This window comes from Draconibacterium sp. IB214405, from assembly GCF_033963885.1.
Classification (GTDB): Bacteria; Bacteroidota; Bacteroidia; order Bacteroidales; family Prolixibacteraceae; genus Draconibacterium.
In genome coordinates this window covers 127605-139936 of record NZ_JAXBMA010000001.1, presented here as the reverse complement: position 1 = coordinate 139936, position 12332 = coordinate 127605, and the positions used below count along the sequence as shown (strand labels likewise).

Sequence of the window (12332 nt, the reverse complement as noted above, 5' to 3'; positions counted from 1 at the left end):
CTATAAAGCAGCGAATTTCATAATCCAGCCATCGCTTCTGCTGTTCGATTCCTCTTGTATTCCTGGGCCGATTACAATAATGCTGCCATCGGAGCTGTTTATTATCCGCGATGCATGATCGTTATTAAAATGCAGCGACAGTAACTTTTCGCCAATTTCATTACCTTCCTGATCGACAGCCAGTAGCCACGGGCCGATTTTACCTAAAAACGACGTTTCCTTAATTCCGGCCACAATGAATGTTCCGTCCGGTAGTTTGGCCAATGCATTTCCTCCTTCCGATCCTTCGCGATCGATACTTTTGGTCCACAGGATTTCGCCATTCGAATTAATCTTGTTTAGAACGAGGTCGTAATCGAAAATCGGGTCGGGCACATTTATATCGCCCAAACACTTGCCATTCCAGCCAACAATCATCAAAGCACTGTCGGACGTGCAGCAAATACATTCGGGCCATACTTTTTGATCCGGCGTTTTTATATGCGAAAACCACTTGGCTTTTCCTTCATTATTCATGCGTATGGCAACAATGTCGCAATTGTTTTTTGCCGGTTCGCCAACTTGTGCAGCCAGTGCAAAATCACCATCCGGAAGTTTTTTTATCGATCGGGCGCATCCGCTCAAATCTGTCAGGAAAGTGTTTTCCAATGTTATTTCGCCATTTTCATTCAGAATGGCCATCAATATTTTTGGGTCGTCCGTACTTTCGCCTTTCGATCCTGCAAGTGCAAAACTATTATCCTGCAGCGCAATAATATCTTCCACGCTGAGGTATTCTTTTTCCAGTGTTTTGCTCCACAGCTCGTTGCCGTCAGCATCTAAATGCAACAAAAGGCAGCTTTGTGTTTCGCCTTCTTCAGAGGTTCCAATTATAATATAGCTTTTGTCGCTCAGTTGGGCTATTCTTTTTGGAATTTCTTTGGCTGCTGTGCCAACGGTTTTTTCCCAAAGCACTTCGCCGTTTTCATTAAAGTGAAGCACCTCGCAATCGAAAGAGTTTGCTTCTTGTTTTACCGCACCAATCACTGTATAACCGTTGTTGGCATCTTCAATAACATCGGTGTAGAAATCGCAACCTCTCAGCCCCGATTGTTTTGCCCACACTGATTCCGGAATCTGAGCTTGTGCGTTTATTCCGAGCATAATCAGAAAAATAGAAACGAAAAATTGAATCTTTTTCATGGTTTAATCTATTGGTTGAAATAATTGAGTTTCGTTTTTCGGCTTTTACGCGATTAATCATAATTTCGTTTCAAATGATGCTGACTTTAGTTTTGAAAGAAGCAGCTGAGGGAAACATTGAAGCGGCGAGAATTGGTCTGCTCGTCCAAAAATCAGTATTTATAATTGTACGAATCCGGCGATGACGCTAATTTTTAGTAATTTGCAACGAATCAATATTTCTACTATGCTCAACAAAATTTCGATACTCACCGTTTTTATTTTTTTGATTGTTTCGACAAAAGCACAAGAAATTGATCCGGAAAAGCAATGGTCAATGTTTCGTGGAAACCTGGCATCCGGAGTAATGGATAATGCCAATCTTCCTGTTAACTGGTCAACATCTACCGGGAAAAACATTTCCTGGAAAACTGCTATTCCGGGTATTGGACATTCCAGTCCGGTTGTTTGGGGGAACCAGATTTTCGTTACTACAGCAAAAAGTGAGCTGGAGGATGGCGATGTTGTAACCGGTATCTACGGATCTATTGGTTCTGTCCCCGATTCGTCGGTTTACGAATGGAAAGTTTATTGTTTGAATCTAAAATCGGGAGAAATAGAGTGGGAGGCCACCGCACACAAAGGTTTACCCGAACAAAAACGTCATCCAATGTCTTCGCATGCCAACTGCACACCGGCAACCAACGGAAAGTTTGTGGTGGCATTATTTGGCTCCGAAGGTTTGTATTGTTACGATATGGAAGGCAATCTTCAATGGGAGAAAGATTTTGGCGTATTAAAATCAAATTTCTTTTTGGCCGAAGATGCTGAATGGGAGTTTGCAAGTTCTCCGCTAATTTTCAACAACCTCGTTATTATACAGTGCGATGTGGCAACAAATTCGTTTGTGGCAGCTTACAATCTGGAAACAGGAGCAGAAGTCTGGAAAAAGGAAAGAGATGACTACCCGGGATGGAGCACCCCGAATGTATATTCCGATGGTGGAAAATCCATTGTAACAGTTAACGGCTACAAACATCGTGGAGGCTACGATTTGCAAACCGGCGAAGAAATCTGGCGCATGTCGGGAGGTGGCGATATCCCGGTTCCTACACCAATAATTGGAGACGACTACATTTATTTTAACAGTGCACACGGAAAGGTGGCGCCTGTTTATGCCATAAGTAAAAAAGCAAAAGGCGATATTACTTTGGGTGAAGGCGAAACAAGCAATGCGTATGTGAAATGGGCAAAACTTAGGGGCGGATCTTACATGGGAACCATGTTATTGTATGGCGACTATCTGTACAATGCCGGGTGGAACGGACGTTTAACATGTTTTAATGCGCTTACGGGTGAAGAAATGTATTCTGAAAAAGCAGGGAAGGGAAATAGTTACACTTCTTCTCCGGTTGCTGCCGATGGAATTATTTATATCGCCGATAACGACGGGCGTGTTTATTCGGTAAAAGCAGGGCCTGATTATGAACTTTTGACAACCAATCATTTAAATGAAGTTCTAATGTCTACACCGGCAATTGCAGGTAAATATTTTTTGTTTCGTACAGCGCAACATGTTGTAGCTGTTTCTGCAAAGGATAAACCTACCTTTGTTTATTAAGTCTTAAATTCCCTTAACGTACGATGAAGGCATTTTTCTAAACTCAGGAATTTGTACTACTTTCGTCCAGTTATTTTAGAAAAAAAAGCATGTGGATTAGACTATCCAGAGTAATCCTAAGAAATAGAATCCTCCTTCTTTCAGTTCTCGGTGCCATTACGGTGTTTCTCGGGTATCATGCCCGAAAAGTGGAAATGTCGTATGAGTATGCATCGTTGTTGCCAAAGAAAGATCAGGCCTATAAAGATTACCAACATTTTGTCGAGATTTTTGGTCAGGAAGGAAACCTGATTATTGTTGGTGTGCAGGATTCCAATTTCTTCCGACTCGATCATTTCAACGCATGGAAATCGTTGTGTAACGATTTGAAAAAAGTTGATGGCGTTGAAAATTTACTTTCCGTTTCGAACACCTACAACCTTGAAAAGAATAAGGAAGAAAAGAAATTTGAAGTTATAAATACCTTTCCTGATACCATTTCCACTCAAGCGGAACTGGATGAGTATGTGGCAGAATTTAAGCGCTTGCCTTTTTATCGGAAACTGGTTTATAACGACGAAACAAATACTTATTTGCTGGCCATAACCGTGAATAAGGATAAAATGGCGAGCAAAGAACGCGAAGACCTGGTTGAAGGTATTCAGGAGGTTTGCCATCAGTTTGAACAGAAAGAAGATGTACAACTGCATTACTCCGGCGTACCCTACATTAGGGTAGTAAATTCCATAAAAATAAAACGCGAATTGTACATGTTCAGTGTTTTGGCACTGGTAATTTGTATTGTAGTACTGTTCCTGTTTTTCCGTTCATTCAAGGCCGTTTTTGTTCCGGTATTAATTGTTATTGTGGGAGTTATCTGGGCCATGGGAATGTTGTCGTTGTTTGGCTACAAGATTACTCTGCTTTCCGGAATGATTCCGCCTTTGCTGATTGTAATTGGAATTCCCAACAGTATTTACATGCTCAATAAGTTTCATCACGAATACGTGAGCCACGGGAATAAAATTAAAGCTTTACAGCGGGTAATTATAAAAATTGGTAATGCCACTTTTCTTACCAACCTTACAACAGCATCGGGTTTTGCCACATTTATTATTGTAAAAAGCGATATTTTAAGGCAGTTCGGAATCATTGCCTCACTAAATATTCTGGGGCTGTTTGTACTGTCGTTGCTGCTTATTCCGATCATTTTTAGTTTTATTGGTGCACCATCATCACGACACGTTGGTCACCTCGACAATAAAATGGTTTCAGGCATTATCCGGCAGTTAATTCATATTACCCAAAACTACCGTCAGTTGGTATATTTTACCACGATTGGTGTGATTGCCCTGAGTATTTACGGTATCTCGCTTATGAAAAGTTCGGGATACATGCTCGATGATATTCCGGAAGATGATCCGGTTTATGTCGATCTTAAATTCTTCGAAAGTAATTTTAACGGATTGATGCCGCTGGAAATAATGGTCGATACCAAAAAACCACAGGGTGTTATGCAGTTAACGACTTTCCGTAAAATTGAGCAGTTGGAAGACCGACTGGCTGAATATCCTGAACTGTCGACGTCAACCTCGTTATTGAATTTATTGAAATTTGCCAAACAAGCTTTCTACAACGGGCACGAACGTTACTACAGTTTACCCAACAACCGCGAAAAGAATTTTATTCTTCAATATGCGTCAACAGGCGAAGAAAATGTGGATTTACTGCATTCGTTTATGGATAGCACCCGGCAAACTACCCGAATAAGTATTCGGGTGAAAGATGTTGGTACTAAAAAAATGGAGGAACTTTACACCCAATTTAATGCCGATATCGACTCGATTTTTACCTCCGATAAATACGACGTAACTGTTACGGGATCGAGCATTGTTTCGTTTAAAGGAAATCAATACCTGCTCCGTAATTTATTCTCCAGTTTAGGATTGGCAATTTTGCTGATTTCTACATTTATGGCTATAATGTTTTCGTCGTGGCGAATGGTTGTTCTCTCGCTTACGCCTAATATTATTCCGCTGCTTTTTACTGCCGCCGTTATGGGTTTTACCGGCATTCCGATAAAAGCTTCCACCATTTTGGTGTTTAGTATTGCGTTTGGTATTTCGGTTGACAATACCATCCATTTTCTGGCTAAGTACAGGCAGGAACTGAGTCTTACCAACTGGGATATCCGGAAATCGGTGGTGATGGCATTAAAAGAAACCGGTGTGAGTATGTTGTACACCTCGGTAGTGCTGTTTTTTGGTTTTGGCATTTTTACCATTTCAAATTTTGGCGGAACACAGGCAATGGGAATACTTGTTTCTCTTACGCTGTTAGTGGCTGTTACATCAAACCTGGTACTGCTGCCTTCGTTGCTTACAGGACTTGAGCGGATTACGACAAACGAAGCCTTTAAAGAACCGTTACTCCATATTTACGACGAGGAAGAAGATATTGAACTTGATGACCTGGAGATTGTTCCTGATGACGAGTTAAACCTGGGAAAGTGATGTATACCATAGAAGAATTGCAGAAAATTGTAAGCACCGAAGTTGATTTACGCTCGAAAGAGCTCCTAAAAAATCAGCCGGTAGAGTTGTATGATCCAATCTCGTATTCATTAGATATGGGAGGTAAACGATTAAGGCCGGTGCTGGTTTTGCTTGCTTACAATATGTTTGCTGAGGCTATTGAACGTGCACTTCCCGCTGCAATTGGTATCGAAGTCTTTCATAATTTCACTTTGTTGCACGACGATATTATGGACAAAGCCGATGTGCGCAGAAACCGGCCAACCGTGCATAAAAAGTTCAGCGAAAATGCTGCTATTTTGTCCGGCGATGCCATGGCTTTTCAATCGTACCGTTATTTTCTTGAAGAAAGATCCGAAGCTTTACCCGAAGTACTCGAAGTATTCAGTAAAACCGCGCTGGAAGTGTGCGAGGGGCAGCAATACGACATGGATTTTGAACAGCGAATGGATGTTACCGAAGCAGAATATCTGGAAATGATTCGTTTAAAAACGGCTGTTCTTCTGGCTTGCAGTTTAAAGGTGGGTGCTCTTATTGCAAATGCACCTGCAACAATTGCAAATCAACTCTACGATTTTGGAATTAACCTGGGATTGGCTTTCCAGCTGCAGGACGACCTGTTGGATACTTTTGGCGACCAGGCTGTTTTTGGAAAACAAATTGGTGGCGATATTCTGGCCAATAAAAAAACCTTTTTGCTCATTAATACGCTTGAAAAAGCATCGGAAAAGGATAAAGCCTTATTGGTAGACTGGATTGAGAAAACTGATTTTGATCCAAAGGAAAAAATTTCAGCTGTTACCGAATTGTATCAATCGGTCGGAGTAAAAAATATGGCTGAAGAAAAGGTAAATGACTTTTTTAACCGGGCAATCTTAATTTTAGATGAATTAAAAGTGCAGGATGTTGTAAAACAGCCACTTCGCGACCTTGCGCACAAAATGCTAACTCGCAAGCATTAGAGCGCATTATCCAGATTAAATAATCCCATAAAACCCAAATGCAATCTTGCATAAAAACAAAACAATGCTAAATTTGTTGAGTCTATAAATTTTTAACGATAAACGGGTTAAACCGGACTTAAATCTAATCCAATTATGGCTCAAAGCATAGGTAAAATATTGCAGGTTATCGGACCTGTAGTTGACGTTAGTTTTGATAGCGAAGGCAGTGAACTTCCTTCAATTTATGACGCACTCGAAATTCCTCGCGAAGGCAAACAAAGTTTGATAATAGAATGCCAGCAGCACATTGGCGAAAATACAATCCGTTGTGTAGCGATGGATTCTACCGATGGATTGCAGCGAGGCTCGGCGGTAAATGCTTTGGGTAGTCCGATTACAATGCCAAAAGGCGAGATTGCACTTGGTCGTTTGCTCAACGTAGTTGGCGATTCGGTTGACGGATTGGAACAATTGCCAAAAGAAGGTTTAAACATTCACAACGAACCTCCGAAATACGAAGATTTAACAACAGAAACCGAAGTTTTATACACCGGAATTAAGGTAATTGACCTGATTGAACCTTATGCGAAAGGTGGTAAAATTGGTTTGTTTGGTGGTGCCGGTGTGGGTAAAACTGTATTGATTCAGGAATTGATCAATAACATCGCACTGGCGCACTCAGGTTTATCGGTATTTGCGGGTGTTGGAGAACGTACCCGTGAAGGAAACGACTTGCTTCGTGAGATGATTGAAGCTAACATTGTTGACTACGGTGAAGACTTCAAAAAATCGATGGAAGAGGGAAGTTGGGATCTTTCGAAAGTAGACCCTGAAAAATTGAAAAAATCGAAGTTGGCCATGGTATTTGGTCAGATGAATGAGCCTCCGGGTGCACGTGCCCGTGTTGCACTTTCGGGATTAACAATTGCTGAAAGTTTACGCGATGGCGACGGTACTGCCGGAAGTGGTCGTGACATTCTTTTCTTCGTTGACAATATTTTCCGTTTTACACAAGCGGGTGCTGAAACTTCGGCGCTGCTGGGGCGTATGCCATCGGCAGTAGGTTACCAGCCAACGCTGGCTACCGAAATGGGTGTGATGCAGGAACGGATTACTTCAACTAAAAATGGATCGATTACATCGGTACAGGCAGTATATGTGCCTGCTGATGACTTGACCGACCCTGCGCCGGCAACAACATTTGCCCACCTCGATGCAACAACTGTATTAAGCCGTAAAATTGCCGAGTTGGGTATTTATCCTGCGGTTGACCCGCTCGATTCTTCTTCACGGATTCTTACTCCAGAAATTGTGGGTGATGAGCATTACAGCTGCGCACAGGATGTAATTATGTTGTTACAGCGATACACCGAATTACAAGATATCATCGCAATTTTGGGTATGGACGAACTTTCAGAGGAAGATAAACTGGTAGTTCACCGTGCACGTCGTGTTCAGCGTTTCCTCTCGCAGCCATTCTTTGTAGCTTCGGCATTTACAGGGCTTGAAGGAAAACTGGTTTCGATTGAAGATACCATCAAAGGTTTCAGAATGATTATGAACGGCGAAGTGGATAAATATCCTGAAGCAGCTTTTAACCTTGTTGGTACAATTGAAGAGGCCATCGAAAAAGGTGAAAAATTGTTAGCTGACAACTAAAACCGGAAAGGAAAAACATGCATTTAGAAATAATTACACCGGATAAAAAAGTATTCGAAGGCGATGTAAGTCTGATTCAACTGCCCGGAAGTAAAGGTGGTTTTGAGATACTTAAAAACCACGCTCCGATAATTTCAACGATTGAAAAAGGTGTTTTAAGAATTAAGGAAGCCAATGGCAACGAACAACAATTTGAGGTTGACGGTGGTGTAATTGAAAATAAAGCAAATAAAATAATTGTACTTGTTGAATCCGTATAGTACAACGCGATAAAAAATTTGAAAAGTCCCTGTGGAAGATTTCTGCGGGGATTTTTTGTTTTTGAAAAGGGAGTTCAATAAAAAATCGATATCTTCGAATCTTCCGAAATGAAAGTCAAATTTCTGGTAATACGATTTAGTTCCATTGGCGATATTGTTCTGACCTCGCCGGTGGTTCGCGGATTGAAACAGCAAGTAGAAAATGCTGAAGTTCATTTCGTCACGAAAACAAAATTCGCCTGTCTTGTCGAATCCAATCCTCATATCGATAAAGTTCATTTGCTCGATCAAAATATCGGCACGCTGATTCACGACCTTGCAAAGGAGAATTTCGATTACATCATCGACCTGCATAATAATTTCAGAAGCAACAAAATTAAGCGCCGTTTAAAAATAGAGGCGTTTGCAGTTAATAAGATTAACTGGGAAAAGTTTCTGATGATTCGCCTAAAAGTAAATCGTTTGCCCGATGTACACATCGTTGACCGTTATGTCGATACGGCTTCGATTTTTGATGTAAAGAATGACAACCTGGGGCTCGATTATTTTGTGGATGATCTGACTTCCTTTAAACAGCAGGATCTTCCTGCTCCATTTCAGAATGGTTATGTGGCTTTTGTAATTGCCGGAACCTATTTTACCAAAAAACTGCCGATTCACAAGGTCAGCGAAATCTGTCAGAAAATACCTTATCCGGTTATTTTGCTGGGCGGCAAAAACGAGTACGACGAGGGTGAGCAGGTACTTTCACAATCAAAAGGAAATGTGCTGAATTTTGCCGGAAAAATAACACTGAATCAATCGGCTTCGTTGGTGCGCGAAGCTCGGGTAGTATTAGCTAACGACACCGGATTGATGCACATTGCAGCAGCTTTTAAAAAGAAAATTCTTTCTTTTTGGGGAAATACAATTCCTGAGTTTGGAATGACTCCATACTGCCCCGGAGAGTCGTCTGAAATAATGCAGGTAAACGATTTGAAATGCCGTCCGTGCTCAAAACTTGGCCACCAGAAATGCCCTAAAAAACACTTTAAGTGTATGGAAGATATTTCTGTAGAAAAGGCTGTGGCTTGGATCGAAAAGAATTACTAGTCGTTCATTTCCTCTAATTTTTTACCGAACAGAAAATAATTTGTACTTTCAGTTCCATTCTGTGTTGTACAATCAAAAACTTATCATAAATGAAACGTCGTTCCTTTTTCAAAACAACTGCTCTTGGTGGTTCTGTTGTGGCTTTAAGTGGAGTAACTGCCTGTGTTCAGGAATCGAATGTGCAGGAAGAAGTTGATCTTGCTGCCTTTGATTTAAACGAGACTTCTGCTCAAGAACTTCAGCAAAAGATGGAGTCGGGGGAGCTTACTGCAGAAAGTATTTGCCAAAAATATCTGGATCGAGTTGCGCTGGTCGATCCGCATTTAAAGTCGGTAATTGAATTAAATCCGGATGCATTGGATATTGCTAAAAAGCTGGATGAGGAACGACAAAACGGATCGGTCCGTGGTCCTTTGCACGGAATTCCGGTGATGATTAAAGACAATATCGACACCGGCGATAAAATGCAAACCACTGCCGGATCCTTGGGTTTGGAAGGAAATGTTGTTGATAAAGATGCATTTATTGTAAAAAAACTACGCGACGCAGGGGCAGTTTTGCTCGGGAAAACCAACCTAAGTGAGTGGGCAAATTTTCGTTCTTCAAACTCATCAAGTGGATGGAGTGGTCGTGGAGGTCAGGTGCGAAATCCATTCTGTCTCGATCGCAGTCCATGTGGTTCAAGTTCAGGAACCGGTGCAGCTGTTTCAGGCAACCTTTGTACTATTGGTATTGGTACTGAAACCAATGGATCGATTGTTTGTCCTTCCGGAATAAACGGTTTAGTGGGTATTAAACCGACGTTGGGAACCTGGAGTCGCCAGGGAATTATCCCGATTGCGCACAGCCAGGACACTGCCGGACCAATGGCCCGCAATGTTACCGATGCAGCTATTTTGTTCGGAGCTTTGGCCGAATTTGACGACAGCGATGCAGAAACTCATTTGGAACAGGGTAAAATTTACGATGATTATACGCCATTTTTGAAAGTGGACGGATTAAAAGGAAAACGAATTGGGATTGCCGCTCAAATGATTCCGTCGCACGAAAAGGTAAAGACATTAATGAAAGAGGCCGCCCAGGCGATGCAGAAAAACGGGGCGGATGTACTGGAAGATATTAAGATTGAAACAAGCAGAAAATGGGGAAATCCATCCTATCAGGTGTTACTTTACGAATTTAAGGCCGACCTGAATAAATATCTGGAAGAACATCCCTCTGCACCGAGAAAATCACTGGCAGAACTGATTGAATTTAATAACTCGAATGTCGATTTGGAAATGCCATGGTTTGCGCAAGAGATTTTTGAAGAGGCGCAGGAAAAGGGTGATTTGAGTTCGGAAGAATACTTGCAAGCGCTGGCAGATTCAAAACGTTATGCCGGAAAAGAAGGAATTGATGCTTTGATGGATGCCAATAATCTGGATGCTATAATTGCACCAACAAACGGCCCTTCCTGGAACATCGACTGGGTAAACGGCGACAGTTTTACCGGTGGAAGTTCATCGCCGGCAGCAATCTCCGGTTATCCGAACATTACTGTGCCCATGGGATTCGTTGAAGGATTGCCGATTGGCCTTTCAATTTTCGGACGGGCATGGAGCGAACCTGTTTTGCTTGAAATTGCCTACGCTTTCGAGCAGGCAACCAAACACCGGAAAGCTCCCGGTTTTAAAAAATCATTGATGGAATAAAACTCTTCTTCAAATTTGTTGTTAAAGAAACCTGCATTGGATAGTAGCAGTCAATTTGAGCGAATAGTATTCTTTGCACCGTCTTTTAAGGCGGTGATAGTTGGCTAGTTGGATCAAAATAGATTTTTACAGATTTTTGTATTTTATAAATTACAAAAATCCGTAAAAATCATAGTGCTGGTTCTGTTTTGCCACCGCTCTAAAGAACGGTGCAAAAACTTTCTAGAGCATGTAGCGAAATATCGATGAAGAAATCTTCAAAAATTTTTTGCGTTATCTTTGCAGCAAATTTACAGGTATGAAAGAGCGATTATTTGGGAAAACATTAGGGGAACTGCAGGATTTGGTAGTAGAGTTGGGATTGCCAAAGTTTACAGCTAAACAAATCACAGATTGGTTGTATAAAAAGCAGATCACTTCGATTGAGGAGATGACTAATCTCTCGAAAAAAGCCCGTGAATTGCTGAACGAACGCTTCGAATTTGGTTTAACACCATATACAAAAGTCAGCGCCAGTATTGATGGTACACGAAAATACCTGTTCCCGACAATACAGAATAAATTTATCGAAACGGCAATGATTCCTGAGCGCGACCGAAAAACAGTTTGTGTGAGTTCGCAGGTGGGATGTAAAATGGGTTGCCTGTTTTGCTTTACGGCTAAACAAGGTTTTCAGGGGCAACTTTCTGCCGGAGAAATCATCAATCAGATAAGGAGTATCGACGAAGTAGAAGATGTAAGTAACATCGTTTACATGGGTATGGGCGAACCATTCGACAATCTCGATGAAGTGCTGAAAAGTCTGGAAATCCTGACTTCAGAATGGGGATTTGCGATGAGTCCGCGACGGATAACCGTTTCAACAATCGGTATTATTCCCGGAATGCTCACTTTCCTGGAAAAAAGCGAGGCGCACCTGGCTGTGAGTCTGCACACGCCTTTCCACGAAGAGCGCCAGAAAATTATGCCGGTTCAGGTGGCTTATCCGATTGAAGAGGTGGTTGAAGAAATTAAAAGTTGGGACTTTGGTCGTCAGCGTCGTGTGTCGTTCGAGTACATTTTGTTTGAAGACCTGAATGATTCAAACGAACATGTTCATGAGCTGGCCCGATTATTAAGTGGGTTGAAGTGTCGTATAAACCTGATCCGTTTTCACCCGGTACCGGGAACGCCGTTGAAAAGTCCGGGAGAAGAAACCATTCAGCGTTTTAAAGATGCCTTGAACAACAAAGGAATTCTTACTACCATTCGTGCATCGCGCGGTCAGGATATTTATGCAGCCTGTGGTTTGCTTTCTACCAAAGAATTGGTGAAGTAGTTTTCGGATTTCTCCAACAAGAAAGATTTTTACAAACAAGCAACTTTTAGAGAGAATCTATCATCATAAA

Annotated in this window: 9 protein-coding genes; 8 read left to right on the top strand and 1 reads right to left on the bottom strand. The window is 41.7% G+C overall.

From position 1 onward, the window contains the following. Complete coding sequence (locus SLH46_RS00395) at positions 1-1182, bottom strand: hypothetical protein (protein ID WP_320279150.1); 1182 nt, start codon at positions 1180-1182, stop codon at positions 1-3. A 226-nt stretch (positions 1183-1408) separates the two neighbouring features. Between SLH46_RS00395 and SLH46_RS00390 the strand changes: the two genes are divergently transcribed. The 8 genes from SLH46_RS00390 to rlmN all read left to right on the top strand — a co-directional run bounded on the left by SLH46_RS00390 (position 1409) and on the right by rlmN (position 12262). Further along, positions 1409-2782, top strand: a complete 1374-nt coding sequence (locus SLH46_RS00390) for an outer membrane protein assembly factor BamB family protein (RefSeq protein ID WP_320279149.1) — start codon at positions 1409-1411, stop codon at positions 2780-2782. Between the two features lie 89 nt (positions 2783-2871). Continuing rightward, on the top strand, positions 2872-5274 hold the full coding sequence (locus SLH46_RS00385; protein ID WP_320279148.1) for an efflux RND transporter permease subunit: 2403 nt from the start codon (positions 2872-2874) through the stop codon (positions 5272-5274). Further along, the gene (locus SLH46_RS00380; protein ID WP_320279147.1) at positions 5274-6257 is read left to right on the top strand and encodes a polyprenyl synthetase family protein; all 984 of its coding nucleotides are present in this window, start codon (positions 5274-5276) and stop codon (positions 6255-6257) included. The genes SLH46_RS00385 and SLH46_RS00380 overlap by 1 nt, the downstream gene beginning before the upstream one ends. Before the next feature lie 135 nt (positions 6258-6392). Continuing rightward, positions 6393-7898: a F0F1 ATP synthase subunit beta gene (atpD, locus tag SLH46_RS00375; RefSeq protein ID WP_320279146.1), complete on the top strand. Its 1506-nt coding sequence runs from the start codon at positions 6393-6395 to the stop codon at positions 7896-7898. Between the two features lie 17 nt (positions 7899-7915). Then, positions 7916-8158 (top strand): ATP synthase F1 subunit epsilon, encoded by a 243-nt coding sequence (atpC, locus tag SLH46_RS00370; RefSeq protein ID WP_320279145.1) that lies wholly within the window; start codon positions 7916-7918, stop codon positions 8156-8158. Positions 8159-8266: 108 nt separating this feature from the next. Next, positions 8267-9250 carry a glycosyltransferase family 9 protein gene (locus tag SLH46_RS00365; RefSeq protein WP_320279144.1) on the top strand — a complete coding sequence of 328 codons (984 nt, stop codon included), beginning with the start codon at positions 8267-8269 and terminating at the stop codon, positions 9248-9250. 89 nt (positions 9251-9339) lie between these two features. After that, on the top strand, positions 9340-10944 hold the full coding sequence (locus SLH46_RS00360; RefSeq protein WP_320279143.1) for an amidase: 1605 nt from the start codon (positions 9340-9342) through the stop codon (positions 10942-10944). Positions 10945-11242: 298 nt separating this feature from the next. Continuing rightward, positions 11243-12262, top strand: a complete 1020-nt coding sequence (rlmN, locus tag SLH46_RS00355; protein ID WP_320279142.1) for a 23S rRNA (adenine(2503)-C(2))-methyltransferase RlmN — start codon at positions 11243-11245, stop codon at positions 12260-12262. The last annotated feature ends 70 nt before the right edge of the window (positions 12263-12332 follow it).

Coding starts and splice junctions, on each gene's coding strand:
- SLH46_RS00395 (WP_320279150.1), bottom strand. CDS start 1,182: ATGAAAAAGATTCAATTTTTCGTTTCTATTTTTCTGATTATGCTCGGA.
- atpC (WP_320279145.1), top strand. CDS start 7,916: ATGCATTTAGAAATAATTACACCGGATAAAAAAGTATTCGAAGGCGAT.
- SLH46_RS00390 (WP_320279149.1), top strand. CDS start 1,409: ATGCTCAACAAAATTTCGATACTCACCGTTTTTATTTTTTTGATTGTT.
- rlmN (WP_320279142.1), top strand. CDS start 11,243: ATGAAAGAGCGATTATTTGGGAAAACATTAGGGGAACTGCAGGATTTG.
- SLH46_RS00360 (WP_320279143.1), top strand. CDS start 9,340: ATGAAACGTCGTTCCTTTTTCAAAACAACTGCTCTTGGTGGTTCTGTT.
- SLH46_RS00385 (WP_320279148.1), top strand. CDS start 2,872: ATGTGGATTAGACTATCCAGAGTAATCCTAAGAAATAGAATCCTCCTT.
- atpD (WP_320279146.1), top strand. CDS start 6,393: ATGGCTCAAAGCATAGGTAAAATATTGCAGGTTATCGGACCTGTAGTT.
- SLH46_RS00380 (WP_320279147.1), top strand. CDS start 5,274: ATGTATACCATAGAAGAATTGCAGAAAATTGTAAGCACCGAAGTTGAT.
- SLH46_RS00365 (WP_320279144.1), top strand. CDS start 8,267: ATGAAAGTCAAATTTCTGGTAATACGATTTAGTTCCATTGGCGATATT.